23 protein-coding genes are annotated in these 25,135 nt (G+C 61.6%); 7 read left to right on the top strand and 16 right to left on the bottom strand.

Annotated elements, in window-relative coordinates; translation table 11 throughout:
* The coding region (locus D8U60_RS27790) for a hypothetical protein (protein WP_206663316.1) at positions 1 to 409 on the top strand (409 nt) is incomplete at its 5' end.
* A 315-nt stretch (positions 410 to 724) separates the two neighbouring features.
* On the opposite strand, the gene D8U60_RS22815 is transcribed toward D8U60_RS27790, so the two are convergent.
* The 9 genes from D8U60_RS22815 to D8U60_RS22775 form a co-directional block, all read right to left on the bottom strand.
* On the bottom strand, positions 725 to 1,765 hold the full coding sequence (locus tag D8U60_RS22815) for an AI-2E family transporter (RefSeq protein ID WP_071173244.1): 1,041 nt from the start codon (positions 1,763 to 1,765) through the stop codon (positions 725 to 727).
* A gap of 69 nt (positions 1,766 to 1,834) precedes the next feature.
* Positions 1,835 to 2,641, bottom strand: coding sequence for a DUF4892 domain-containing protein (locus D8U60_RS22810; protein ID WP_071173245.1), 807 nt, complete (start codon positions 2,639 to 2,641; stop codon positions 1,835 to 1,837).
* A 115-nt stretch (positions 2,642 to 2,756) separates the two neighbouring features.
* The gene (locus D8U60_RS22805; protein ID WP_130901001.1) at positions 2,757 to 3,611 is read right to left on the bottom strand and encodes an alpha/beta hydrolase; all 855 of its coding nucleotides are present in this window, start codon (positions 3,609 to 3,611) and stop codon (positions 2,757 to 2,759) included.
* Entirely contained in the window at positions 3,608 to 4,414 is an 807-nt protein-coding gene (locus D8U60_RS22800) for an alpha/beta hydrolase (protein WP_110602343.1), read from the bottom strand. The genes D8U60_RS22805 and D8U60_RS22800 overlap by 4 nt, the downstream gene beginning before the upstream one ends.
* Before the next feature lie 152 nt (positions 4,415 to 4,566).
* Positions 4,567 to 5,010, bottom strand: a complete 444-nt coding sequence (locus D8U60_RS22795; protein WP_016773655.1) for a hotdog fold thioesterase — start codon at positions 5,008 to 5,010, stop codon at positions 4,567 to 4,569.
* Positions 5,011 to 5,041: 31 nt separating this feature from the next.
* The gene (locus tag D8U60_RS22790; RefSeq protein WP_130901000.1) at positions 5,042 to 6,697 is read right to left on the bottom strand and encodes an AMP-binding protein; all 1,656 of its coding nucleotides are present in this window, start codon (positions 6,695 to 6,697) and stop codon (positions 5,042 to 5,044) included.
* A 177-nt stretch (positions 6,698 to 6,874) separates the two neighbouring features.
* On the bottom strand, positions 6,875 to 7,327 hold the full coding sequence (gene sixA / locus D8U60_RS22785; protein WP_130900999.1) for a phosphohistidine phosphatase SixA: 453 nt from the start codon (positions 7,325 to 7,327) through the stop codon (positions 6,875 to 6,877).
* Positions 7,324 to 7,671, bottom strand: coding sequence for a DUF4389 domain-containing protein (locus tag D8U60_RS22780; RefSeq protein WP_016773653.1), 348 nt, complete (start codon positions 7,669 to 7,671; stop codon positions 7,324 to 7,326). Before D8U60_RS22780 ends, sixA begins: the two co-directional genes overlap by 4 nt.
* A gap of 30 nt (positions 7,672 to 7,701) precedes the next feature.
* Positions 7,702 to 8,727 carry an NAD(P)H-dependent glycerol-3-phosphate dehydrogenase gene (locus D8U60_RS22775; protein ID WP_024013958.1) on the bottom strand — a complete coding sequence of 342 codons (1,026 nt, stop codon included), beginning with the start codon at positions 8,725 to 8,727 and terminating at the stop codon, positions 7,702 to 7,704.
* Between the two features lie 197 nt (positions 8,728 to 8,924).
* Between D8U60_RS22775 and D8U60_RS22770 the strand changes: the two genes are divergently transcribed.
* The 6 genes from D8U60_RS22770 to D8U60_RS22745 all read left to right on the top strand — a co-directional run bounded on the left by D8U60_RS22770 (position 8,925) and on the right by D8U60_RS22745 (position 16,483).
* On the top strand, positions 8,925 to 11,048 hold the full coding sequence (locus D8U60_RS22770; protein ID WP_130900998.1) for a TonB-dependent receptor: 2,124 nt from the start codon (positions 8,925 to 8,927) through the stop codon (positions 11,046 to 11,048).
* Position 11,049: 1 nt separating this feature from the next.
* Entirely contained in the window at positions 11,050 to 11,982 is a 933-nt protein-coding gene (locus D8U60_RS22765; protein WP_130900997.1) for an ABC transporter substrate-binding protein, read from the top strand.
* Complete coding sequence (locus tag D8U60_RS22760; protein WP_110646680.1) at positions 11,979 to 13,883, top strand: ATP-binding protein; 1,905 nt, start codon at positions 11,979 to 11,981, stop codon at positions 13,881 to 13,883. The genes D8U60_RS22765 and D8U60_RS22760 overlap by 4 nt, the downstream gene beginning before the upstream one ends.
* Before the next feature lie 247 nt (positions 13,884 to 14,130).
* Positions 14,131 to 14,646, top strand: a complete 516-nt coding sequence (fabA, locus tag D8U60_RS22755; protein WP_024013962.1) for a 3-hydroxyacyl-[acyl-carrier-protein] dehydratase FabA — start codon at positions 14,131 to 14,133, stop codon at positions 14,644 to 14,646.
* An 11-nt stretch (positions 14,647 to 14,657) separates the two neighbouring features.
* Positions 14,658 to 15,878 carry a beta-ketoacyl-ACP synthase I gene (fabB, locus tag D8U60_RS22750; protein WP_016773647.1) on the top strand — a complete coding sequence of 407 codons (1,221 nt, stop codon included), beginning with the start codon at positions 14,658 to 14,660 and terminating at the stop codon, positions 15,876 to 15,878.
* A 416-nt stretch (positions 15,879 to 16,294) separates the two neighbouring features.
* Positions 16,295 to 16,483, top strand: coding sequence for a hypothetical protein (locus tag D8U60_RS22745; protein WP_016773646.1), 189 nt, complete (start codon positions 16,295 to 16,297; stop codon positions 16,481 to 16,483).
* Positions 16,484 to 16,551: 68 nt separating this feature from the next.
* Here the strand turns inward: D8U60_RS22745 and D8U60_RS22740 are convergent, their stop codons facing one another.
* From D8U60_RS22740 to D8U60_RS22705, 7 genes are all read right to left on the bottom strand, one after another.
* Positions 16,552 to 17,094, bottom strand: a complete 543-nt coding sequence (locus tag D8U60_RS22740) for a DUF2058 domain-containing protein (RefSeq protein WP_016773645.1) — start codon at positions 17,092 to 17,094, stop codon at positions 16,552 to 16,554.
* Positions 17,095 to 17,120: 26 nt separating this feature from the next.
* Entirely contained in the window at positions 17,121 to 17,954 is an 834-nt protein-coding gene (gene mazG, locus D8U60_RS22735) for a nucleoside triphosphate pyrophosphohydrolase (RefSeq protein WP_024013963.1), read from the bottom strand.
* 130 nt (positions 17,955 to 18,084) lie between these two features.
* Entirely contained in the window at positions 18,085 to 20,328 is a 2,244-nt protein-coding gene (gene relA / locus D8U60_RS22725) for a GTP diphosphokinase (protein ID WP_041479585.1), read from the bottom strand.
* Positions 20,329 to 20,429: 101 nt separating this feature from the next.
* On the bottom strand, positions 20,430 to 21,806 hold the full coding sequence (gene rlmD, locus D8U60_RS22720) for a 23S rRNA (uracil(1939)-C(5))-methyltransferase RlmD (protein WP_130900996.1): 1,377 nt from the start codon (positions 21,804 to 21,806) through the stop codon (positions 20,430 to 20,432).
* Entirely contained in the window at positions 21,806 to 22,708 is a 903-nt protein-coding gene (cysM, locus tag D8U60_RS22715) for a cysteine synthase CysM (protein ID WP_039757833.1), read from the bottom strand. The genes rlmD and cysM overlap by 1 nt, the downstream gene beginning before the upstream one ends.
* 209 nt (positions 22,709 to 22,917) lie before the next feature.
* Positions 22,918 to 24,342: a sensor histidine kinase gene (locus D8U60_RS22710; RefSeq protein WP_130900995.1), complete on the bottom strand. Its 1,425-nt coding sequence runs from the start codon at positions 24,340 to 24,342 to the stop codon at positions 22,918 to 22,920.
* Positions 24,329 to 25,051, bottom strand: a complete 723-nt coding sequence (locus tag D8U60_RS22705) for a response regulator transcription factor (protein WP_130900994.1) — start codon at positions 25,049 to 25,051, stop codon at positions 24,329 to 24,331. The genes D8U60_RS22710 and D8U60_RS22705 overlap by 14 nt, the downstream gene beginning before the upstream one ends.
* Positions 25,052 to 25,135: the final 84 nt, after the last annotated feature.

Raw genomic sequence — 25,135 nt, 5'->3', positions numbered from 1 at the left:
CTTCGCGAGCAAGCTCGCTCCCACAATGAAACTGAGTGTATTCGGTAGATATTGGTTGGATGTGGGGGCGCTATCGCTGGCAAGCCAGCTCCCACAGGGATCGTGTGGTTTCAGAGAGAGATGGGTTGGCTGTCAGGCCGCCTTCGCGAGCAAGCTCGCTCCCACAATGAAACTGAGTGTATTCGGTAGATATTGGTTGGATGTGGGGGCGCTATCGCTGGCAAGCCAGCTCCCACAGGGATCGAGTGGTTTCAGAGAGATATGGGTGGCTGCCAGGCCGCATTCGCGAGCAGGCTCGCTCCCACAAAATCAAAATCAAAATCAAAAGCAAAAGCAAAAGCAAAGCAGCGCAGCTGCCCGCGGCGAAGCCGCCCCACTCAACAATGAGCGCAAGCTCGAGTGCTTTTGATCTACGGGCGACGTCGGAAGGCTGAGCGGAGGGATTGATCCGGGCGTGGGAGCGCAGCGACCGTCTGGCGCAGCCAGACACAGCGGAAGGAGGTGCAGCGAAGCAAACCGTAGCCGCTGCGCCCGGATCGATCCCGCAGCGAAGGAACCCGAGCCTGCGAGGGCCGAACGCAGGAGCAAAGCGTTTTGGTTACTTTTGGGCGTCTGCAAAAGTGACCCGCTGTAAGAGCGGAACCGCCAGCCGCAACACCCGCAGAAACGGATATACACCCAAAACCCCAAGAGCATGGTCGGCCCAAAGGCCGCCAAGCCCCCCCTAGACCCGAGCCTGACTCTTACTCCAATCCGTCAACAAACTGTAAGCCACCGCCAACAAAGTAGGCCCAATAAACAACCCGATAAAGCCAAAGGCAATCAACCCGCCAAACACCCCGAGCAACACAATCACCAACGGCAGATTGCCACCACGGCTGATCAGATACGGCTTGAGCACATTGTCCACGCCACTGATGATGAACGTCCCCCAGATCCCGAGAAAGATCGCCATCCCGTACTCCCCCTTCCACACCAGCCAAGCCGTAGCCGGCACCCACACCAGCGGTGGCCCCATCGGAATCAGACTCAGCATAAACGTGACGATCCCCAGCACCAGCGCCCCCGGCACCCCGGCAATCAAAAAGCCGATCAACGCCAGCACCGCCTGCGCCGCCGCCGTACCAATCACGCCGTTGACCACCCGCTGCACCGTGCCCGCCACCAATTCGATGTAATAACCGGCACGATCGCCAATCAAGCGCTGCAGCAGACTGTGCACAAACGCCGCCAGTCGTGGCCCGTCACGGTAGAAAAAGAACACGAACACCAGGCTCAGCGTCAGCTCGAGAATCCCGCCGCCGATCTGCGCACTGCGCGCCAGCAGCCAGTTACCGACCTGGCCCAGATACGGCTTGATCGAGACCATCAACGCCGCGCCCTGCTGATCGATGCTGTCCCACATCGCCACCAGTCGCTCACCAACCAAAGGCACGCTGCCAAGCCAGGTGGGCGCTTCCGGCAAGCCGTCGACCTGCACATCCTTGATGAATGCCGTGGCATCGCGCACATGATCGGCAAGATTGAAGCCCAGCCACACCAGCGGCGCCGCCACCAGCAACATCCAGCCCAGTGTCAGGATCAACGCGGCCAGCGATTCGCGGCCATTGAGCGCGCGGGTCAACAAACGCATCAGCGGCCAACTGGCGAACGCCAGCACCGCGCCCCAGAACAGCGCCGACCAAAACGGCGCCATCACCCACAGGCTGGCACCGAATAACACCAGCAGCAGAATCTGCACCAGCAGGCGATCGTTATTGAGCATGGGAAGTCTCGGCAAAGTCAGTCAGCGAAAGAGTAGGCGAACACTGCGTGCATGCTCGCCCGGCACAGCTTATCGCAACAGGTCGATGCGCAGGCCAGAGCCTTCGAGATTGCCGGTCTCCAGACGCGCCGCCCGTACGCCCTGAGTGATCAACGCCTGGCGCCAGGCTTCGGCCTTGGGCCCGGAAACCGTGACCCGCAAGGTCGTGTCGAGATTCAGGCCACGGGAAATCAGGCGCAGCCAGGTGGCATCCGGCTCATCAGCGAGTTTCGGGAAATCCAGCTCGCCGGTGCTTTTCAACTGGCGCAGCAGGGTCGCCGAGGTCGGCAGCAGTTCGCCCAACGGCGCAGTCGCCTCGAACTGTTCGACATGCAGATAGGCTTTGCGATTGCCGCGAGTGATGCTGTAAAGCGCCACCAGCGTGTTGTCCTTTGGCGCCGCCAGCCGGAGCAACAGATAAGCCTGTTGCTCGTCAGCGCCATACAGCTTGGCGTTGCCGAACACTTCGTTGGCCCACAGGCTGCTTTCGCCGCAATCGCGGGCCTGGCACCAGAACAGCAACTCGGCGTCCTGCTGTTGCAGGGCTTCGCGGGCGGCGGTAAAGGCTTCGGTGGCGGAATGTTCCGGCGGCAACTCGTAGGTTACCGAGGTGGTCTGGCCGCGGGCGGTGACCTGGCCGTCGAAGCGCAACTGGCCGCTGATCTTGCGGATCGAACCCAGCGGGTAGATGCGCTCCAGCTCGGCCGCCGGGCGATAGTCGACGATCTGTGCGTCGGCCAGACGCGGCACGATTTGCAGATCCTGGCTGCCCGGCACATCGGCAGCGAAGGACAAGGAGCTGAAGCAGCACAGCGCGAAAAGACTGAGTGGCCGCATAGTCAGGCTCACCGGACGGTCATGGCTGGGCGGGTCGGGGTCGCAGCGGTATAGAAATCCATCAAGTTTGTCTCCTGTTTCAACCCGCCCAGCCTCGGCAGTTGCCGGTAGCAAGTCAAGGCATGGCGAAGAAGCGATTGAAACATTCTGCTACAAGACCTGCGCCAGCCTCGTCATTCAGGTGCAGATGATGCCCGCCCGGCAACTGTTCGTGACCGAAGGGTAGACGCTGCAGCAACTCAGGATGCCTGGCCAGCATGCCATCCGCCGCGACTACCAGATGCGCCGGGCAACTGACGCGCGAGGCAAACGCCATTGCCTGTTCTTCCGTCAGGCGCAGCGGCGATGGCAGGGTCAGGCGATTGTCGGTGCGCCAGGTGTAACCGCCGGGCACCGGCATCAAACCGCGCTGGGCCAACAGTTCGGCGGCCTCGCGACTGACTGCCACCAGGCCTTTCATCCGCGCCTCGATGGCACGCTCAAGGGTGGTATAGACCGGTTTGCGCTTTTCGCGCAGATCAAGTTGCGCCTGTAGGGCCATGCCCATGCGCTCGGCGGCGTTTTCGCCTTTGTCTGTCGGAGGAATCACGCCATCGATGAGCGCCAGATGGCTGATGCGTTCAGGCAGCGAACCGGCCAGCACCATCGAGACAATCGCGCCCATCGAATGCCCGAGCAGGCCGAAACGCTTCCAGCCCAACTGCTCGGCGACTTGCAGCACATCATGGGCGTAGTCCCACAGGGCATAACCGGCGCCGCTTGGCCGATGAGCGGAATGACCGTGGCCGGCCATGTCCAGCGCGACGATACGCAAACCGTGGAGCTTCGGCGCCAGCCGGGCGAAGCTGTTGGCGTTGTCGAGCCAGCCGTGCAACGCGATCACCGGCAGGCCGTCCTCGGGGCCGAACATATGCGCGGCCAATTCGATGTGCGGCAGGTTCAGGCGCACTTCTTCGCAGGTCGCGCTCATGCGCAATCCTTGTTCTGCCGCTGTTCCCAGCGCATGAACAGATTCTTGAGCAGCCGAGCCGTGTCCTGCGGGCGCTCCAGCGGGAACATGTGCCCGCCGGGCATGCTCAACGCCTCGCCCTGGGGCAGGCGCGAGACGAAACGTGTGTGATGGCGCATGACCACGCGGCTCTTGTGCCCGCGCACGATGGCCAGCGGCACCTGCAACTGGCGGGTGCGCCCCGGACTGGTGTGCGGCACGCCGCGATAAATGCTGATTTCCGTGGCCGGGTCGAAACGCAGACGCAGCTTGTCGTCGACCTGATGCAAACCGTGTTGCAGGTAGGCATCGAAGCATTCCGGATCGAAGCCGCGAAACAGGGTTTTGCCGGAAAAGTAATTGCGTGCACTGTCGAGATCGGCGAATTCTTCACGGCGTCCGAGGGTGCGCCCGGCGGGAGTCAGCCGGTCGATGAAACCAAAGCGCTTGGCCGCGCGAATCACCCACTGATCGGTGCGGGTCAGCACCGGTGAGTCGAGCATCACCACGCCGCGATACAGCTCGGGACAGCGCAACGCCGCGTGCAAGTGCAGCAGACCGCCAAAGGAGTGGCCGACGCCCCATACCGGCTGCTCCTGCTGCTCGAGGTGATGGATCAGTTCATCGACCAGGTTGTACCAGTTGTCGTCTGCCGGAAAACGCGGGTCATGGGCGTGCTGCTCCAGATGCACGACCCGATACTCCGGCGCCAGCGCCGCGAACAACTTGCCATAGGTCCCCGAAGGGAAGCCGTTGGCGTGGGCGAAAAAGATCGGTTGCGACATGCGGGCAAATCCATGAGCGGGAATCGTGGCGTTGATTGTCCGCAAGAGCCGGCGCCACAGCAATGACCATAACTGCCAGAAATGGTGGTGGAGACGCTTCGCAAGCAAAAGACCACAACACCGAAGGCTGCGATCTTTTGATCTACAACCTGTCAGCGCAGCGGCGGCTGTTCCCCCAGCGGCACCACCGCCATGGTCAGGCGCGATACGCAACTGGCCTTGCCTTCGTCGCTGGTCAAACGGATGTCCCAGACATGCGTGGTGCGCCCGATATGAATCGGCGTGGCCACCGCCGTCACCCGCCCACTGCGCAAACCGCGCAAGTGATTGGCGTTGATCTCCAGGCCGACGCAATAGAATTTACTGGCATCGATGCACAGATAACTGGCCATCGAACCCACGGTTTCCGCCAGCACCACCGATGCGCCGCCATGCAGCAGGCCGTAAGGCTGGTGGGTGCGATGGTCGATGACCATGCTCGCGGTCAGCGACTGTTCGTCGAAGGCTTCGAAGCGAATATCCAGCACTTCGCCAATGGTGTTCTTCTGGATCGCATTCAGCTGTTCGATGTCGGGAGTAGTACGCCACAAGCTCATCGCAGACTTCCTTTGTTGTTGTAATCGATGCTCAATCCTGCCACAGCACCGCCTCGCTGCGCGCGCTCCATTCTTCGAAGCGCGGCCCGTAGCGATCCTCGATGACGTTGCGTTTGATTTTCAGGGTCGGCGTGAGGAAGCCGTTGTCTACCGCCCAGTTGTCCTTGACCACCACCAGCCGGTGCAGGCGTTCGTGCTTGTCGAGGGCGGCGTTGACCTCCTCCAGCAGCTTTTCCAGGCTCGCGTGCAGACTGGCACGAGGCTCTTGCTGATTGACGGTGGACAGCACGCACAACCCCAGCGGTGCACTCAGGCCATCGCCGACCACGCACACTTGTTCGATGCGTGAATGCACCGCCAGGCGGTTTTCGATCGGCGCCGGCGCGACGTATTTGCCCTTGCTGGTCTTGAAGATTTCCTTGAGTCGCCCGGTCAGGCGCAGGCGCCCTTCGCTGTCCTGCTCACCCTTGTCGCCGGTGCGCAGAAAACCGTCTGCGGTGAGCGTCTCGGCAGTTTTCTGCGGTTCCTTGAAATAGCCGAGCATGTTGGCCTGGCTGCGCACCTGCACTTCGCCGGACTCATCGATGCGCACCTCGACTTCAGGGCACGGCTGGCCAATCCAGCCTTGCTTGTATCGCCCCGGCAGGCAGATATGCGAATAACCGCAGCCCTCGGTCATGCCGTAGACCTCCAGCACATCGAGGCCAAGTTTCTGATACCAGGCGAGCAAGGTCTGCGGCACCGGCGCGGCGCCCGACAACGCCACGCGCAAGGCATCCAGGCCGAGCCCGGCCAGCACTTTGTGCCCGACCCGCTTGCCGATGAAGGGCAGCCCAAGGAGGAAGTCCAGACGCTGCGCCGGGATCTTGCTGTATACGCCCATCTGGAACTTGGTCCAGATACGCGGCACGCCAAACATTGCCGTCGGCCGCGCGCGTTGCAGATCGGTGATGAAAGTCTCGAGGCTTTCGGCGAAGAACACGGTCTGGCCGGTATAGATCGAGGCCAGCTCGACAAACATGCGCTCGGCAACGTGGCACAGCGGCAAATACGACAGCAGCCGATCGTTCTCGTTGAGCCCGAACAGCTGCGTGCCGCGACTGGTGGCGAAACCAAGATTGGCGAAACTGTGCATCACGCCTTTGGGCAGGCCGGTAGTACCGGAGGTGTAGATGATTGTCGCCAATTGCTCGGCGGCGGGACGTGGATCGTCCTGGATTGGCGAACAGCTCTGCAGGTCCGCCCAGCTGTAATCGAACTCGCCTGGCGGATGCAGTGGCAGGCTGATGGTCGGCAGGCCCGCCGGCACGCCCTGCGACATGCCTGCCCAGTCATCCAGTTTGCCGATAAACGCCAGCGCACTTTCCGAGTGAGTCAGCACTTGCGCAACGGATTCAGCGGTGAGATTGGGGTACAGCGGCACCGACACATGTCCGGCCATCCAGATCGCCAGGTCGGCGATGATCCAGTGCGCGCAGTTTTTCGAGATCAGCGCAATGTGGCTGCCGGGCGGCAGCTCCCGCGCGCGCAACCAGTGCGCGGCGCAGCGGGCCTGATGGCCGACATCGGCCCACGTCAGCGTCTCCACCTGACCACCGCCGATGGGCTGCACCAGAAAGCGCTGGCGCGGGTGCCGGGCTTCCCGTTCGTAGAACACGTCCAGCGGCAAACGGAAGGCGGCAGACATGCGACTCGCTCCTGTTTTTTTGGTCTGGAGCAAGCGTAGTCAACCAAGCAAGTGCTTGGTTGAATTTTTTACCAAAAGAAACAAGATCAAAAGATCGCAGCCTTCGGCAGCTCCTACAGAGGAATGCATTCCAAGGAGCTGCCGAAGGCTCGGGCCGCGATCGGACGATCTTTGCTTTTAAGGGTGCTTGAGGCTATTGAGCTTCATCGAGCCAATCAGCAGCTCGCTGTGCTCAAGCTCCGCCAGCCCCGCTGTACTGACCTTCTCCGACGGATGCCCGGCGCCGTGTTGCAGATAGCTGAGCAGATTGCCCACCAGCGGGTTGTGGCTGACCAGCAGCACATTGCTCACCGCGACCAATTGCTCGGCGACCTTGTCCGGATCGCTCTCCGGCGTCAGCCACTCGACCGTACGGATCTCCGGCTCGAAACCCAGCGCCTCGCGCACGATTTGCGCGGTCTGCTGCGCGCGCAGATAAGGGCTGGCATAAATCGCCGTCAGCGGCTGGCCCATCAGATACGCCGCGCTGCGCAGGACTTCGTTACGACCATGCTCGGTCAGCTCGCGCTCGGAATCGATTTTCGAACCGTGAGGCACCGCCTCACCGTGACGCAGTACCCACAGTTTCATAGCTTGGGCTCCTCATCGCGCACCGGATGCGCGGCCGGGGCGACGGTGTGCGGCGCTTCCCCTTCCGGGGTGCGCGGCGCTGGCCAGTCGGCGAACGGCCAAGGCTTCTGGTCACTGTGGAACGTGCCGAAGCGGCCGATCTGCGCGAGGAACTGGCTGAGGCTGTCGCCGAAATTCATCAGGCTGGCGCTCGGTGCGCCGTAGATCAGGCGGTAGATCAGTTGCACCAATACCACCGCGCCGAGGATGAATTGCGCGACTTGCCAGACCAGCAGATAAACGATCATCCACAACACCCGCAGGAGGATGGATTCGTACTGGGTTTCGCTTTTCGGATCGTTCATGGCTTGCTTCCTGTCCGTGTAACAGCGGAATCAGTTGAAACCGCTGGTGGAAATAAAGTCGACGTCGGTTTTCGGCTCGGCACGCATCAGTAGACCGATCACCTGCTCCAGCGTGCGTCCTTCGAACAGGATCGCGTGCAGCCCGGCGACCAGCGGCATGTACACGCCGACTTCCTGGGACTTGGCCTTGAGCACCTTGAGGGTGTTGACCCCTTCGGCGACCTCGCCAAGACGCGACACCGCTTCGTCGAGGCTCAAGCCTTGACCGAGGGCGAAGCCGACCTGGTAGTTGCGGCTCTTGGGTGACGAACAGGTGACGATCAGATCGCCGACCCCGGCCAGACCAAGGAAGGTCATCGGGTTGGCGCCCTGATTCACCGCAAAGCGGGTCATCTCGGCCAAGGCGCGAGTGATCAGCATGCTCTTGGTGTTTTCGCCCATCTCCAGCGCCACCGCCATGCCGGCGATGATCGCGTAGACGTTCTTCAACGCCCCGCCCAGCTCGACACCGAAACGGTCGGCGCTGGCGTAGACGCGGAAGGTGCGCCCGTGCAGGGCGGCTTGCACCGCTTTGCACAGTTCTTCGTCTTCACTGGCGACCACCGTGGCGGTCAGTGCGTGCTCGGCGATTTCCCGCGCCAGGTTCGGCCCGGACAACACGCCGATACGCGCCTGCGGGGCGATCTCTTCGAGAATCTGGCTCATCAGCTTGAAGGTCTGCGCTTCGATGCCTTTGGTCAGGCTGACCAGCATCTTGCCGCTCAAACGCTCGGCGTGGGCGGCGAGTACCGTGCGCAAGGCGCTGGACGGCAGCGCGACGAAGCACAGATCGCAGGCGTCGAGGGTGGCTTGCAGGTCGGTGACGGCGGTCACGCCCGGCAGAATCTTGATGCCTTTGAGGTAACGCGGGTTTTCGCGGTTGACCCGGATGGCCTCGGCCTGCTCGGGGTCACGCATCCACTGAAGGACTTGATGGCCGTTCTCGGCCAGCAGATTGGCCACGGCGGTACCAAAACTTCCGCCTCCCAGGACCGCAATCGGGCGCTGTTCAGTCATATGCAATCCGTTAATCCATACCAGTGGCGATGCCGGGCATTATACGGGGCGACCCGATGGCGGCCAGCCCCAGCAACAATTACCGACATTTGTAGGAAGAAGACCAATAAAACCTAGGAAAATGCCTGCAACGTCACTGGAAAAGTCGCCGCCCTCGGTTAACATGCGCGCCAATTCTTCTCTCTGCAGGCTGTGTCGTGTTTTCTGGCCCTCCTCTCCCGCGCTCGCCGCTGCTCCTGGCGCTGCTGTTCAGCCCGCTGGTGCTGGCGGACGATCTGTTCGTCGACAGCCAGACGCTGCCGCAGGTGCTTACCGCCACGCGGCTGAAGCAGACGCCAGCGGAAGTGCCCGGGAGCATGACCGTTCTCGACAGCGAACTGATCAGCGCCAGCGGTGCCCGCGACATCAGCGAGCTGCTGCGGCTGGTGCCGGGAATGATGGTTGGCAGCATCAACGGCAATCAGCCGGCGGTGAACTACCACGGCACCAACGCCAGCGAAGCGCGGCGCATGCAGGTGTTGATCGATGGCCGTTCGGTGTACCGCGCCGGCCTGGCGACGGTGGACTGGAGCGATATCCCGGTAGCGATGGAAGACATTGACCGGATCGAGGTGTTTCGCGGCCCGAACACGGTCAGCTACGGGGCCAACGCGCTGATGGCGGTGATCAACATCATCACCCGCCACCCGGCCGACAGCCATGGCACGCGTTTGAAGATCACGCGCGGCCAGCGTGGCATCAACGACTTTTATGCCAGTCAGGGCACCGGTTGGGACGGCGGTGATCTGCGCCTGTCGCTGTCCGGCCAGGAAGACGACGGTTTCGACAGCGACCGCAACGGCGCCGATTATCGCGACAGTCGACGCTTGAATCGTCTGAGCCTGGCGGTCAGCCACGACCTCAATGAAGGGCAAAGCCTCGACTGGCAGCTCAACGCCAAGGACGGTAGCAATCAGCGGCCTTATACCTACCGCCCGGTGTTCTCGGGGATTACCGACGCCGGGAACAACTCCGACGTGGTGGCCAAGGATTACGCCGGTTCGGTGCGCTGGAACCTCGATATCAATCCCGAACACAGCCTTTATGTGCAAGGTTCGGCGCAGCACTGGGATCGCCAGCAAGTCTGGCGCGCCTGCGATGCCGAGGTGTCGTTCAGCCCCGAGCTGACGCAGCTGTGGCAGCTCAACCCGAATTACACCGAACGGCTGGCGCGCAACATCAACCAGTTCACCGGCCCCGGCGCGGCACCCGGCACGCCGCAGGAAATGGCGCTGGCCAATCAAGTGCTCGAGCAATGGCGCAACGGCGCCAGCCAGACCTTGTGCGGCGATATCGACCAGAGCGCCCGCGAATCGCGCTACGACCTCGAACTGCAGGACACCCTCAGCCTCTCCGACAGCCTGCGACTGGTCAGCGGCCTCAACTACCGCTACGACCGCGCCGATTCCGAGACCTATTTCAACGGCACCCTCGACGACACCACCTGGCGCGCTTTCGGCCAACTGGAATGGCGCGCCACCGAGCACTGGCTGGTGCAGGGCGGAGCGATGTTCGAAGACACGCAACTGATCGGCAGTTCGCTGACCCCGCGCTTCGCGGTCAACTACCTGATCAACCCGCGTCATGGCCTGCGCGCGGTGTACTCGGAGGCGATCCGTTCGCCGGACATGTTCGAGAACAACGTCAATTGGAGCTATCAGGTCAGCAACCTGCGACCCTCGGCCTACGGCCAGTCGTCGGCGCGCTATTTCGTCAAGACCCGTGGCCCCGGTGATCTCGATCAGGAACACATGCGCTCGCGGGAATTGGGCTACAACGGCTACTTCGCCGAACTGGGGCTGGCCGTGGACGTGAAGCTGTTCTACGACGAAATCACCGGGATGATCAGCGAGCCGCTGCGCAACAACCAGTACATCGCCAGCAACGCCAACAGCTCGCGCTTTCGTGGCACCGAAACGCAACTCGACTGGCGCCTCAGCAGCGCCGACCGCTTGCGTTTGACCTACGCCTTCGTCGACGCCGAGGCGAGCAATCCGCTGGACCAGCAGTTGACCTCGCGCAACAGCGGTTCCGCCGGTTGGCTGCGCAATTGGGGCCATGGCTGGAACAGCGCCCTCTTCTATTACGGCGACAACGCGCTCAACGGCTATCGCTTCGAACGCGTCGACACGCGCATCGCCAAACGCATCGCCATTGGCAAAGCTCAGCTGCAATTGGCCGGCGTGCTGCAACAGCGCCTCGACCATCAGCCGAATACTTTCGTCGACAATAATTACGATGAACGCCGGGTGATGTATTTCAGTGCCGAGCTGGAGTTCTAGGATGCGCACCGGCCCGTCACGGAAGACGCCCACCCTGGGCCACTGGCTGGCCGGGCTCTGCCTGTTCATGACCGCGTGGCTGCACGGCGTCGCGGTGCAAGCGGCGGATATTCTGTTGACCGGCGCCGAGGAAAGCCCCGGCGTGCAGGCCTTCGTACAAGCGCTGAGTGAACTGCGCCCGACCGACAACGTGCGGTTCCAGCCGCTGGCGAGTTTGCCGGCACCGGGCAAATTACCGGCCAGTCTGCGCTTGATCCTGCTCGATCTGCCCAGCCTCGACTGGCGCCTGCAAGACTCACAAGGCCCATCGACGCTGGTGTTGCGCATCAGCCGCTTGCAGGCGCGCCAGCGTTTCGCCGATGCCCAACCGGCGCGCCTGAGCCTGCTCTGGAGCGACCCACCGTTGAGCCGGCAATTGCAACTGATCCGGCGGATCTTGCCGCAGGCGCGGCGGGTCGGCGTGCTGTTCGATGAGCACGGCGAATTCCTCATTGACGAATTGCGCGCGGCTGCGCGGCCGCTGAACCTGGAGATTGTCAGCCAGCGCTGGGACAACATCCACGACAGCCGTCCGCTGCAAGCGGTGCTGAAAAGCAGCGACGTCTTGCTCGGCCTCGATGACCCCGATCTGTACAACTCGCAAACGGCGAAAAACCTCCTGCTCAGCAGCTACTCGCGTCAGGTTGCGCTGATCGGCCCCAACATTGCATTCGTTCGCGCTGGCAGCCTCGCCAGTACCTACAGCGACCAGAGCGACTGGCTGGCGATTCTCGACCATTTGCTCGATCAGCCCACCAGCGCATGGCCGCGAACGCTTTACCCCGCTCGTTTCAAAGTCTCAAGTAATGCGCAGGTGGCTCGTTCCTTAGGCATCGAACCGCTGAATGAAGCATCTGTCGCCAGTGCCTTGGCCGAAGAAGAGCGCCGCCCATGAGTTTTCGTCGCCGTTGGGACATCAACACCCGCACGCAGCTGATCAGCCTCGGGCCGGCGCTGTTGCTGACGTTGCTGTTGATCAGCTTCTTTACCTTCGTGCGCATCCAGGACTTGCGTCAGGAGCTGAACCACACCGGCCAGTTGATCGCCAACCAACTCGCCCCGGCCACGGAATACGGAGTGATCTCCGGCAACAACGAAGTGCTGGAAAGCCTGCTCAAGGCGACACTGGCCACGCCCAACGTGCGTTTTCTCGAAGTGCAGGACAGCGCCAACCGGATTCTGGTGTATGTCGAACAACCGGCCGACAGCCACAGTCGCCCGCATCAGGTCGAAGTGTTCCAGGCCCCGGTGCGTTTGCAGCGGATCGCCTTGCACAATGATTTTTTCCAGGACGGCAAGGTCAGCAACAGCGCCGCCGGCGAGGATTATCTCGGGCGAGTGATCGTCGGGCTGTCCAATGACGCTTTCAGTCAGCGCCAGCAGGAGATTTTGTTCAAGGCCGGGATTCTCGCGCTGTTCGCCCTGCTCTTCACTTTCGTCGTCGCCCGTCGTCTGGCCGGCAGTCTCTCGCAGCCGATCCGCGACATTGGCGATGCGGTCAAGGCGATTCAGGAAGGCGATTACAAAACCCCGCTGCCGATTGTCGACGACACCGAACTGGGCGCACTGTCGCAGCACATCAATAACCTTGCTCAGGCGCTGGAACAGGCCAGCCGCGAGCAGCAGCAGGCGATGGCGCAGTTGATCCAGACCCGCGAAGAGGCGGAAAAGGCCAACAACGCCAAATCGGATTTTCTGGCGATGATGAGCCATGAACTGCGCACGCCCATGAACGGTGTGCTGGGCATGTTGCAATTGCTCGAAACCACCGAGATGACCGAGGAGCAGGTCGAATACGCCGCGCTCGCTTCGGAGTCGACCGAACATCTGCTCAAGGTCATCAATGACATTCTCGACTTCTCGCGAATCGAACGTTCGGAGCTGGAGCTTGAGCACATCCCGTTCAATCTCGCCGAGCTGATCGGCGCCTGCGCGCAGTCGTTCCAGCACAGCGCGGTGCAGCGAGGCCTGGCGCTGAATCTGCGCATTCCCGACGACATGCGCGGCTTGCAGGTGCAGGGCGATCCGACGCGGATCCGGCAGATTCTGGTCAATCTGGTCGGCAATGCCTTGAAGTTCACCGAACAGGGCCGGGTCAGCATCGAGGCGCAATGGCAGTCGCTGGATCACGAACTGCTGTGGTTCACCTGCTCGGTGCGCGACAGCGGCATCGGCATTTCTTCGGAGAGTCTGGAACTGATGTTCAATGCCTTCCAGCAGGCCGACAGTTCGATCTCCCGTCGTTACGGTGGCACCGGGCTTGGTCTGCCGATCGCACGGACCCTGGCCGAACGCATGGGCGGCACGTTGCGCGCGCAGAGTGAGGAAGGACGCGGTTCGGTATTCACTCTGGAAATTCCATTGGCGCTCTATAAGCAGGCAATGCCAGCGCTGGCCGCGCCGCGAGCGCCGAACGGTAGTGGTCAGGGTGAAGGACGCCATGTGTTGCTGGTCGAAGACAACCCGGTCAACCAGACCGTGATCGAAGCGATGCTGCGCAGTCTGGGTTTTGCCGTCAGCGTGGCGACCGATGGCGCGCAAGCAGTGCGCAGTGCCGAGGGTGGCGAATTCGAAGTGATTCTGATGGATTGCCGGCTGCCAATCATCGACGGCTACGAGGCCACGCGACAGATCCGCGACCTGCCCGGACGCCGCGATGTGCCGATCATCGCGCTGACCGCCAACGCCTTGCAGGGCGATCGCGAAACCTGTCTGGCAGCGGGGATGAACGATTACCTGGCCAAGCCGTTCAAACGCAATGACCTGCAGCAGATTTTGCAGCGCTGGGTGTCGTAGTGTGGGCCTTTCGACCATCTGCGACTGGCGTGAAAAGCGAAAGTGCGGCAGTCTTAGGCACCCGAACGAGCCCCAAAAGGGGCTTGATTAAAAATTTCAGTGCACAAGTGTACATTCATGTCCTTGGTGCTGTGACTTTCACCACAACGCAATAGTCTATGAGTAGGCTGCCGGTTCGAGGCATGAACGCCTTGAACGGTCGGGAAGATCTGCCCCACCTGCCGCATGGGATTATTGAGGAGCTCGCATGACCAAACAAAACGCCTTTACTCGGGAAGACCTGCTGCGCTGCAGTCGCGGTGAGCTGTTCGGCCCAGGTAACGCGCAACTGCCCGCCCCGAACATGCTGATGGTGGATCGCATCACCCATATCAGCGAAGAAGGCGGCAAGTACGGCAAAGGTGAATTGGTCGCCGAGCTGGATATCAACCCTGACCTGTGGTTCTTCGCCTGCCATTTCGAAGGCGATCCGGTGATGCCGGGCTGCCTGGGTCTGGATGCCATGTGGCAACTGGTCGGTTTCTTCCTGGGCTGGCAAGGCCTGCCGGGCCGCGGCCGTGCGCTGGGTTCGGGCGAGGTGAAATTCTTCGGTCAGGTGCTGCCGACCGCGAAGAAAGTCACTTACAACATTCATATCAAACGCGTCCTCAAGGGCAAGCTGAACATGGCCATCGCCGATGGTTCGGTCAGTGTCGACGGACGCGAAATCTACACCGCCGAAGGCCTGCGCGTCGGCGTGTTCACCTCCACTGACAACTTCTAAGGGTTATTCGCATGCGCCGCGTCGTTATCACTGGTCTGGGCATCGTTTCGTGCCTGGGCAATGACAAAGAGACCGTCTCCGCTAACCTGCGTGCAAGCCGCCCTGGCATCCGGTTCAACCCGGAATATGCTGAAATGGGTCTGCGTAGCCAGGTTTCCGGCTCCATCGACCTCAACCTTGAAGAGCTGATCGATCGCAAGATCTATCGCTTCGTCGGCCATGCAGCGGCTTACGCCTACCTGGCCATGAAAGACGCCATCACTGACTCCGGCCTGACCGAAGAGCAAGTGTCCAACCCGCGTACCGGCCTGATCGCCGGCTCCGGTGGTGCTTCCACGCTGAACCAGATGGAAGCGCTGGACATCCTCCGTGAGAAAGGCGTGAAGCGCGTTGGCCCGTACCGTGTAACGCGGACCATGAGCAGCACCGTTTCCGCTTGCCTGGCCACGCCGTTCAAGATCAAGGGCCTGAACTACTCCATCGCTTCTGCCTGCGCCACCAGTGCTCACTGCATCGGTACCGCCATGGAACAGATCCAGATGGGCAAGCAGGACATCGTCTTCGCCGGTGGCGGTGAAGAAGAGCACTGGAGCCAGTCGTTCCTGTTCGACGCGATGGGCGCCCTGTCCAGCAAACGCAACGACACCCCGGAACAAGCTTCCCGCGCGTACGACAAGGACCGTGACGGTTTCGTCATCGCTGGCGGCGGCGGCATGGTTGTCGTCGAAGAGCTGGAACACGCTCTGGCCCGTGGCGCGAAGATCTACGCCGAGATCGTTGGCTACGGCGCAACGTCCGACGGCTACGACATGGTTGCCCCGAGCGGCGAAGGCGCGATCCGCTGCATGCAGCAGGCGCTGTCCACCGTCGACACCCCGATCGACTACCTGAACACCCACGGCACTTCGACTCCGGTCGGCGACGTTGCGGAAATGAAAGGTGTGCGTGAAGTGTTCGGCGACAAGGCTCCAGCGATCAGCTCGACCAAGAGCCTGTCCGGTCACTCCCTGGGCGCCGCCGGCGTACACGAAGCGATCTACTGCATGCTGATGATGGAAGGCAACTTCATTGCCGGCTCCGCCAACATCGACGAGCTCGACCCGGAAGTGGCCGATCTGCCGGTGCTGACCAAGACCCGCGAGAACGCCACCATCAACACCGTGATGAGCAACAGCTTCGGCTTTGGCGGCACCAACGCCACGCTGGTGCTGAAGCGCTGGGAAGGCAAGTAATTCCCCACCGCTGAGCCGCACATGAAAACGCCCCGACTGGTTCGGGGCGTTTTTTTTGGCCTGCGAAAATCAGCCGGAAAACTTCCGGTCCGTGTTGTTGATCGTTCCCACGCTCTGCGTGGGAATGCAGCCCGTGACGCTCCGCGTCACTGGACGCGGAGCGTCCCCAGAGGCATTCCCACGCGGAGCGTGGGAACGATCAAAGACAGGGTTTCAGGGTGTTCTGGAGATGAAACTTCTGTCATGAAACTTACCGCCCTGCGACCGAATGTCGCGGTTTACGCGGCCTCCAGCACTGTTGCGAAATCCGCAACAACACCTTGCGCCAATTGGCGGTTTACTTAGCTGACTAACAAATCCTATAACAGAGTCCTGCACACGCCTTGGTGCAGTAACTTGAGATTTGGAGCTAGCAGATGACTGTAAAAGTAACTGAACGCGACGATTCACACATGTCCCACGAAGGCCTGGCCGCCGGCATCCGTATCTGGGATGTGCATCAACAAGACTTGCTGGTCGGCATGTTCCACAACGAAATAGATGCCCATAACTACAAGGCCGAACTGGAAGTGCAGGAACAGCAACGAGAACTGAAGTCCGCCTGAAACAACACAGCATTTGAAAACGACAAACCCCGCCATGAGCGGGGTTCGTCGTTGTTACAGCCGTGGATTTACCACATCAGATCGTCAGGGATCTGGTACGCCGCGTACGGATCGTCCTCAGCGTTGACCTCTTCGGTCTGCACGTTGAGCTGGACAATGCGCTGCGGGTCGCGCTCCTGGATCTTCAGCGCCGCTTCACGGGGAATCACTTCATAGCCGCCGTTGTGGTGCACGATCGCCAGCGAACCGCTGCTGAGCTTGTTACGCATCAGCGTGTTGACCGAGATGCGCTTGACCTTCTTGTCGTCGACGAAGTTGTAGTAGTCCTCGGTGGTCAGCTTGGGCAGACGCGAGACTTCGATCAACTGCTTGACCTGCGCGGCGCGGGCCTTGGCCTCGGCCTTCTCCTGCTGCTGACGGTTCAGCTCCTGGTCGCGCTTGACCTTCTCGGCCATGGCTTCCTGGGCGGCGCGCTGCTGCGAATCGTCCAGCTCGGCCTGGCCTTTGTGGGCCAGGCGTTGTTGCTTCTGCTTGTCTTTGCTGACCTGCTTGGCCTGCTTTTGGTTGACCAGGCCTGCTTTGAGCAACTGGTCGCGAAGGGAAAGGCTCATCAATGCTTACTCACTTGGGCAACGGCTCAGCCGCAGCTGGGCTCATTCTTTTCCTGGCGTTTGGCTTCGCCCCACAGGGCGTCCAACTCTTCGAGGGTGCAATCTTCCATGGGACGGTGGGTGTCGCGCAATGCCTGTTCGATAAAACGGAAACGTCTTTCAAACTTGCCATTGGCGCCGCGCAGAGCGGTTTCCGGATCGACCTTCAGATGCCGGGCCAGATTGACCACGGAAAACAGCAGGTCGCCAATCTCGTCGGCCACCGCTACAGGGTCATTTTCGGACATGGCTTCGAGCACTTCATCGAGCTCTTCGCGCACCTTGTCGAGCACCGGCAAAGCGTCCGGCCAGTCGAAACCGACCTGCCCGGCGCGCTTCTGCAACTTGGCCGAGCGCGACAGTGCCGGCAACGTGGCCGGCACGTCGTCGAGCAAGGACAACTGCTCGGGCGCCGAGGCTTTCTCGGCGCGCTCTTCGGCCTTGATCTCTTCCCAGCGCTGCTTGACCTGCTCTTCGCTCAAGCGCGGCACGTCGAGCGGCGCATACAGGTCGCCCGTCGGGAACACATGCGGATGACGGCGGATCAGTTTGCGCGTGATGCTGTCGATCACCCCGGCAAATTCGAACCGCCCCTCTTCCTTGGCCAACTGGCTGTAATACACCACCTGAAACAACAGATCGCCCAACTCGCCCTGCAAATGGTCGAGATCGCCACGTTCGATGGCATCGGCCACTTCATAGGCTTCTTCGAGGGTGTGCGGGACGATCGTCGCGTAGGTTTGCTTGATGTCCCACGGGCAACCGAACTGCGGATCGCGCAGGCGGGACATCAGGTGGAGCAGGTCTTCGAGTGAATACATCATTTATCAGGCTCACCACAAAATCCTGTGGGAGCTGGCTTGCCAGCGATTGCATCACCTCGACTCTCCTGAGAGACCGAGTTGTCTGCATCGCTGGCAAGCCAGCTCCCACATGGGATCAGAGTCATCTTCACGGAGTACGGTTACGTCGCGTTTCGATGATGTTCGGCAATTGCGAAATCCGCCCCAGCAGCCGCCCGAGCGCATCCAGACCGGGGATCTCGATGGTCAGCGACATCAGCGCAGTGTTGTCTTCCTTGTTCGAGCGGGTGTTGACGGCCAGCACGTTGATGCGCTCGTTGAGCAGCACCTGCGAGACGTCACGCAACAGCCCGGAACGGTCGTAGGCGCGGATGATGATGTCCACCGGATAGGTGAGCACCGGCACCGGCCCCCAGCTGACCTGAATGATCCGCTCCGGTTCGCGCCCGCCCAGTTGCAGCACCGAGGCGCAGTCCTGGCGGTGAATGCTCACGCCACGGCCCTGGGTGATGTAACCGACAATCGCATCGCCCGGCAGTGGCTGGCAGCAGCCGGCCATTTGCGTCATCAGGTTGCCGACGCCCTGGATCTGGATATCGCCACGCTTGCCCGGTTTGTAACCGGTCGCCTTGCGCGGGATCAGTTCCAGTTGCTCGTTGCCGCGCTCCGGTTCGACCAATTGCTGGGCAAGGTTGACCAGATGCGCCTGACGCAGGTCACCGGCACCGAGGGCGGCGAACATGTCTTCGGCGGTTTTCATGTTGGCCTTTTCGGCCAGCTTGTCGAAATCCACCGCCGGCAGGCCGAGGCGATTGAGTTCGCGCTCGATCAGGGTTTTACCGGCCGCAACGTTCTGATCGCGAGCCTGCAATTTGAACCAGTGAACGATCTTCGCCCGCGCCCGCGAGGTGGTGACGTAACCGAGGTTCGGGTTCAGCCAGTCGCGGCTCGGCGTGCCGTGCTTGCTGGTGATGATCTCGACCTGCTCGCCGGTCTGCAGGCTGTAGTTCAGCGGCACGATACGGCCGTTGATCTTCGCGCCCCGGCAGTTGTGGCCGATTTCGGTGTGCACGCGATAGGCGAAATCCAGCGGCGTCGCGCCTTTCGGCAAGTCGATGGCGTGCCCGTCGGGAGTGAAGATGTAAACCCGATCGGGCTCGATGTCGACGCGCAACTGCTCGGCCAGACCGCCGATGTCACCCAGCTCTTCGTGCCATTCAAGCACCTGACGCAGCCAGGAGATTTTCTCTTCGTAATGGTTCGAGCCGGATTTGACGTCGGTGCCCTTGTAGCGCCAGTGCGCGCAGACGCCGAGTTCGGCTTCTTCGTGCATCGAATGGGTGCGGATCTGCACCTCGAGGACCTTGCCTTCCGGACCGATCACCGCCGTGTGCAGCGAGCGGTAGCCGTTCTCTTTCGGGTTGGCGATGTAGTCGTCGAATTCTTTCGGGATGTGCCGCCACAGGGTGTGGACGATGCCGAGCGCGGTGTAGCAGTCGCGCATTTCCGGCACCAGCACGCGCACCGCGCGAACGTCATAGATCTGGCTGAATTCCAGACCCTTGCGCTGCATTTTGCGCCAGATCGAGTAGATGTGTTTGGCCCGGCCGCTGATGTCGGCGTCGACGCCGGTGGCCTGCAATTCGTCCTTGAGCTGGGTCATCACGTCGCTGATGAAGCGCTCGCGATCCAGCCGCCGCTCGTGGAGCAACTTGGCGATCTGCTTGTATTGATCGGGTTCCAGATAACGGAAGGACAAGTCCTCCAGTTCCCATTTGATATGACCGATGCCGAGGCGATGCGCCAGTGGCGCATAGATGTCGAAGACTTCGCGAGCGACGCGGTTGCGCTTTTCATCGTCGGCGGTTTTCACCGCACGGATGGCGCAGGTGCGTTCGGCCAGTTTGATCAGCGCAACGCGCACGTCATCGACCATCGCCACGAGCATCTTGCGCAGGTTTTCGACCTGCCCTTGGGTGCCCATGACCATCGATTGCCGTGGGCTGAGACTGGCGCTGATGGCCGCCATGCGCTGCACGCCGTCGATCAGCTTGGCCACCACCGGACCGAAGCGCTGGCCGATGGCCGCCAGCTCTATCTGGCCTTCACGCACGCCGCGATACAAAACGGCGGCGACCAGTGAATCCTGATCGAGCTTGAGGTCGGCGAGGATCTCGGCGATCTCAAGGCCAGTGCTGAAACTGCCGGAGCCTTCGGCCCACAGGTTCTTCTTCGCATTGGACTGCTGTTCGGCCTCGCGAGCGAACTCGCAGGCTTCTTTCAAGGCCTCGCGATCCAGTGCCAGATCGACACTGACCGCGTGATCGAGCCAGGCCTCGAGATTGATACTGCCGTCGGTGTTGATCGGCTGGTGTGCTCTCACCTGTACCATGCTGCTTTACCTTCCCTACGACGCAGATTCAATGCGTCAAATCGCTGATCCTCAGTGTCCGTTCGCGCTCGCGGGGCTCAGGCGAGCGCTGCGCGGGCAGATCAGACGGATTCAGACGAGCCGTCCTGGCTCGCTTCAAATAACGCCATGGCCTCGACATGTGCCGTCTGAGGAAACATATCGAGAATCCCGGCACGTTTTAACCGGTAGCCCTGCTTGATCAATTCCTGCGTGTCGCGCGCCAGCGTGGCCGGGTTGCACGACACATATACCAACCGCTTGGCACCCAGGGTCGCGAGCTTGCGCACCACCTCGAAAGCACCGTCACGCGGTGGGTCCAAGAGTACCGCAGAAAAGCCGTTTCCGATCCACTGGGCATCGCTCAAAGGCTGGGATAAATCGGCTTGAAAAAACTTTGTGTTATGCAAATTGTTACTGACGGCGTTGGCAGCGGCCCGCTCGACCATGGTCTGCACGCCCTCCACAGCCACCACTTCACGGACGCTTTTGGCCAGCGGTAGCGCAAAATTTCCCAACCCGCAAAACAGGTCGAGCACGCGTTCTTCAGCCGTCGGTTTCAGCCAGTCCAGCGCCTGGGCGATCATCGCTTCGTTGACCCCGGCATTGACCTGAACGAAGTCACCCGGCCGATAAGCCAGCTCGAGATTCCACTGTTCCAGGCGATAACCGAGGCTCTGACCGGCCTCGACCGGTTGCGGTTCACCTTCGCCATGCAGCCACAACTGCGCCTCGTGGAACTGGCAGAAATCCTTGAGGATGCTCAGATCCGCTTCGGACAACGGCGCCATGTGCCGCAGCAATACCGCCAGTGATGAGCCGCTGAACAGCTCGACATGGCCCAGCGCCTGCGGTTTGCTCAAGCGCCGCAGCATCTCCGGCAAGCGGGTCATGATCGGCTGCAAGGGCTGTACCAGCACCGGGCATTCGCTGATCGCGACGATGTCCTGACTGCCGGCGGCGCGGAAACCTACTTCGAGTTTCTTTGCCTTCATATCCCAGCGCACGGCGATGCGCGCGCGCCGACGGTAGCCGAATTCCGGGCCGGTCAGCGGCGCCGCCCACTCTTCAGGTTCGACACCGGCCACCCGCGACAATTGCTCGGCGAGCATGCGCTGTTTCAGGGCGAGCTGTTCGTCGTGGGGCAAGTGCTGAACGCTGCAACCGCCACAGCGACCAAAGTGCGCGCACGCTGCCGGACGACGCAATTCGCTGGCAATGAATACCCGTTCGGTACGCGCCTCGACCACTTTGCCGTGGGCGCCGAGCACCCGTGCTTCGACCTCTTCACCGGCAAGGGCGCCGAGGACGAACCAGGTTTTGCCTTCGAAAAACGCGATACCGCGACCGTCATTGGCCAGGCGCTCGATACTCAAGCGCTGCTTTTTGCCGGTCGGGATCTGTGGCGCCTTGCTGCCGCCGGTGGGCTGGAAGCGCAGGCCTCTCTCGTGTTTGGCCATCAGTTCGGCGCGTCGAAAATGCCGGTCGACAGGTAACGGTCGCCACGGTCACAGATGATCGCGACGATCACCGCGTTTTCAACTTCTTTGGACAAGCGCAGCATCGCTGCCACCGCACCGCCCGAGGACACGCCGCAGAAGATGCCTTCTTCGCGGGCCAGGCGCCGGGTGACGTCTTCGGCTTCGCTTTGCGCCATGTCGACGATGCGGTCGACGCGGTCAGCCTGATAGATCTTCGGCAGGTATTCCTGCGGCCAGCGGCGGATGCCGGGAATGGCCGAGCCTTCCATCGGTTGCAGACCGACGATCTGCACGCTGTCGCTCTGTTCTTTGAGGTAGCGCGACACGCCCATGATGGTGCCGGTGGTGCCCATCGAACTGACGAAATGGGTGATGCTGCCCTGGGTCTGACGCCAGATTTCCGGGCCGGTGGTGGTGTAGTGCGCTTCGGGGTTGTCGCCATTGGCGAACTGGTCGAGCACCTTGCCACGGCCTTCGGCTTCCATACGCTGGGCCAGATCCCGGGCGCCTTCCATGCCCTCTTCCTGAGTCACCAGGATCAGCTCGGCGCCATAAGCGGTCATCGCCGCCTTGCGCTCGGCACTGGAGTTGTCCGGCATGATCAGGATCATCTTGTAACCCTTGATCGCAGCGGCCATCGCCAGCGCGATGCCGGTGTTGCCGGAGGTCGCCTCGATCAGCGTATCGCCGGGATTGATCTGCCCGCGCAACTCGGCGCGAGTGATCATCGACAACGCCGGGCGGTCCTTGACCGAACCCGCCGGGTTGTTCCCTTCGAGCTTGAGCAAAAGGGTGTTGCTGGTAGCGCCGGGCAGGCGCTGCAAACGCACCAGCGGCGTGTTGCCGACGCAATCGGCGATGGTTGGGTACTGCAAGGTCATGGCGTATTCGCAATCCAGACGTGCGGGGGCGCCTATCATACCGGCAAACCCGCGCAGGCCATATCACGCAAAGTGCGGTGCTTATGGTTTATGGGAATAAGGGACAAAAGTCTCACCAGTGGTGCGACTTTTATTTGCGCAACACTCAGTTCTCGTGGTGCTGCTTGGAATTCGCGAGCAGGCTCGCTCCCACAGGGGATGAGTGTTGCTTATGCGATCTGCGGCGAATGCGCAGCCATTGTGGGAGCGAGCCTGCTCGCGAAGGCGTCCGCATGGGCGACGCCGTCATCCGCCAACAAGCGCAAATTCAACCGCAGCCCCGCCCCGGTGTTTTCCGCCCAGAGCAACCCGCCCTGGCGCTGCACCGCATTGCGCGCAATGCTCAAACCCAGGCCAAAGCCACCATCCCCGGGTCTCGATCCATCCAATCGAATGAACGGCGAAAAGATTCGCTGCAGATCTTCGTCAGCCACGCCGCCGCCCTGATCCTCCAGCCATAAATGCCAATACTCGCCATCGCGCCGTGCACCGAGACGCACGATGCCGCCCTCGGGCGAGTGACGAATGGCGTTGCGCAGGATGTTTTCCAGCGCCTGCGCCAAGGTATTGAGGTTGCCGCGCACCCAGCACGATGCCTCGACCGAGCATTGCAGTTGCAGACTCGGCCAGCCGCTTTCATAGCAGGCGTTGTCGGTGAGCATTTCCCACAGTGCCTGAATCTGGATCGCTTCATCCGGCAACGGCGAGCGGTCGGTGTCGAGCCAGGCCAGTTGCAGGGTGTCCTCGACCAGCCGCTGCATGCCGTCGACTTCGCGGCCGATGCGTTCGCGCAGTTGCGGCAAGCCCTGTTCGCTTTCGCTGGCCACGCGCAGGCGGCTCAGCGGCGTGCGCAGTTCGTGAGACAGGTCGCGCAACAACTGCTGTTGCAGGGCGACTGTGCTTTGCAGGCGCTCGGACATGGAATCGAAGGCCCGCGCCAGCTCACCGAGTTCATCCGGGCGCTGGGTGATGCCGCTCGACAGGCGCACATTCAACTGGTCGGCGCGCCAGGCGTTGGCCTGTTCGCGCAGGTTGTTCAGCGGCACCACCAACAGGCGATACAGGCCGACGCAGAGCAACAGAGTGAACAGCCCGGGAATCAAACCGTTGGTGATCACCCGCCAGAACACCCGGTACTTGCCCGGAACAAAGCGTTCGGGCAACTCGATGACCAGAATGCCGGCGGCCGGATCCTGCGGGAACGGTACCCGCAGCCAAGGTCGGCCCTTCTTGTGGATCGGCCAGTCGAGGCCGCGCAAAAAGGTCAGGTGCTGCACCTCTGCCGCGTTCAACGGCTGGCTGCTCAGCGACTGCAAATCAGCGCCGATCACGCCGACCCAACTGGCCTCGCGCAATTCCATGCTTTGCAACCAGTCATCGACGCCATTGCGCCCGCCGCGCTGCCACGCCTGTTCGGCTTGCGCGGCATAACGGCTGAGGGTGCTGCGGGCGTCACTGGAGAGGAACTGATTGCGCTCCTCCATGTAGCGGCCCCACGACCAGCTCAGCCAGATCATCAGCAGACAGAACGCCACCAGCAGGCACGCCAGTTTCCAGAACAGCGAATGCCGCCCCGGCAGCTCAGACAGTTTCATCGGCGCCGCTCAAGACGTAGCCCTTGCCCCACACCGTGCGCACTTCGCGCTCGGTGTAACCGATGGCTTTGAGTTTGCGGCGGATCTGGCTGATGTGCATGTCGAGGCTGCGGTCGTGCGCCGCAAAGCCGCGTTGCAGGACGTGCTGATAAAGGAAGGCCTTGCTCAGCACTTCCTCGTTGTTGCGGTGCAGGGTTTCCAGCAGACGGAATTCGCTGCGGGTCAACCCGGCCGCTTGCTCGCGGTAGAACACGTCGCAGTGTTCGTCATCGAAACGCAGGGTGCCGCTGACCACCGCAGCGGTAATCGCAGGCGGGCGCCGATCCAAGGCCACGCGGCGCAGGATCGCTTCGATGCGCACATGCAACTCGGCCATGCTGAACGGCTTGGGCAGATAGTCATCGGCACCGAGGCGGAAACCGCTGATGCGATCGGCCTCGGCACCCAGCGCCGACATCAACAGCACCGGCGTCGAATGGCTCTGCCGCAATTGCGTCAACAACTGCAGACCATCGAGCCCCGGCAGCAGAATATCCATCAGCACCACGTCGAAAGGCTGGCACTGGGCGATGCTCAGACCTTCCTGGCCGTTCTGGCACCAGGTCACCTGAAAACCGCTGCGGCCCAGATGCTCGTGCACATACGCGCCGAGGACCGGATCGTCTTCAATGGAAAGGATGCGTGGCTGGCCAACGGAAACAGGAGTCATGAGTATCTGCAAGTAATTCTCAGTTGGCGGATTATTCAAGATTGTCCGACAGCGGGCAACACAAGCTTGGCCTGTCGGACGAAC

Source organism: Pseudomonas sp. Sample_11, assembly GCF_004307505.1.
Taxonomy (GTDB): Bacteria; Pseudomonadota; Gammaproteobacteria; order Pseudomonadales; family Pseudomonadaceae; genus Aquipseudomonas; species Aquipseudomonas atacamensis.
Note: the sequence above shows the minus strand (reverse complement) of the source record. Positions and strands in the feature narration are given on the sequence as shown.

Excerpts from the sequence above, each read along its gene's own strand:
- D8U60_RS22780 (WP_016773653.1), bottom strand. The coding sequence starts at position 7,671 with ATGAACGATCCGAAAAGCGAAACCCAGTACGAATCCATCCTCCTGCGG.
- D8U60_RS22790 (WP_130901000.1), bottom strand. The coding sequence starts at position 6,697 with ATGTCTGCCGCCTTCCGTTTGCCGCTGGACGTGTTCTACGAACGGGAA.
- D8U60_RS22710 (WP_130900995.1), bottom strand. The coding sequence starts at position 24,342 with ATGAAACTGTCTGAGCTGCCGGGGCGGCATTCGCTGTTCTGGAAACTG.
- D8U60_RS22760 (WP_110646680.1), top strand. The coding sequence starts at position 11,979 with ATGAGTTTTCGTCGCCGTTGGGACATCAACACCCGCACGCAGCTGATC.
- cysM (WP_039757833.1), bottom strand. The coding sequence starts at position 22,708 with ATGACCTTGCAGTACCCAACCATCGCCGATTGCGTCGGCAACACGCCG.
- D8U60_RS22740 (WP_016773645.1), bottom strand. The coding sequence starts at position 17,094 with ATGAGCCTTTCCCTTCGCGACCAGTTGCTCAAAGCAGGCCTGGTCAAC.
- mazG (WP_024013963.1), bottom strand. The coding sequence starts at position 17,954 with ATGTATTCACTCGAAGACCTGCTCCACCTGATGTCCCGCCTGCGCGAT.
- D8U60_RS22775 (WP_024013958.1), bottom strand. The coding sequence starts at position 8,727 with ATGACTGAACAGCGCCCGATTGCGGTCCTGGGAGGCGGAAGTTTTGGT.
- D8U60_RS22705 (WP_130900994.1), bottom strand. The coding sequence starts at position 25,051 with ATGACTCCTGTTTCCGTTGGCCAGCCACGCATCCTTTCCATTGAAGAC.
- fabB (WP_016773647.1), top strand. The coding sequence starts at position 14,658 with ATGCGCCGCGTCGTTATCACTGGTCTGGGCATCGTTTCGTGCCTGGGC.
- fabA (WP_024013962.1), top strand. The coding sequence starts at position 14,131 with ATGACCAAACAAAACGCCTTTACTCGGGAAGACCTGCTGCGCTGCAGT.
- D8U60_RS22795 (WP_016773655.1), bottom strand. The coding sequence starts at position 5,010 with ATGAGCTTGTGGCGTACTACTCCCGACATCGAACAGCTGAATGCGATC.
- relA (WP_041479585.1), bottom strand. The coding sequence starts at position 20,328 with ATGGTACAGGTGAGAGCACACCAGCCGATCAACACCGACGGCAGTATC.
- rlmD (WP_130900996.1), bottom strand. The coding sequence starts at position 21,806 with ATGGCCAAACACGAGAGAGGCCTGCGCTTCCAGCCCACCGGCGGCAGC.
- D8U60_RS22800 (WP_110602343.1), bottom strand. The coding sequence starts at position 4,414 with ATGTCGCAACCGATCTTTTTCGCCCACGCCAACGGCTTCCCTTCGGGG.
- D8U60_RS22765 (WP_130900997.1), top strand. The coding sequence starts at position 11,050 with ATGCGCACCGGCCCGTCACGGAAGACGCCCACCCTGGGCCACTGGCTG.
- D8U60_RS22805 (WP_130901001.1), bottom strand. The coding sequence starts at position 3,611 with ATGAGCGCGACCTGCGAAGAAGTGCGCCTGAACCTGCCGCACATCGAA.
- D8U60_RS22810 (WP_071173245.1), bottom strand. The coding sequence starts at position 2,641 with ATGCGGCCACTCAGTCTTTTCGCGCTGTGCTGCTTCAGCTCCTTGTCC.
- sixA (WP_130900999.1), bottom strand. The coding sequence starts at position 7,327 with ATGAAACTGTGGGTACTGCGTCACGGTGAGGCGGTGCCTCACGGTTCG.
- D8U60_RS22815 (WP_071173244.1), bottom strand. The coding sequence starts at position 1,765 with ATGCTCAATAACGATCGCCTGCTGGTGCAGATTCTGCTGCTGGTGTTA.
- D8U60_RS22745 (WP_016773646.1), top strand. The coding sequence starts at position 16,295 with ATGACTGTAAAAGTAACTGAACGCGACGATTCACACATGTCCCACGAA.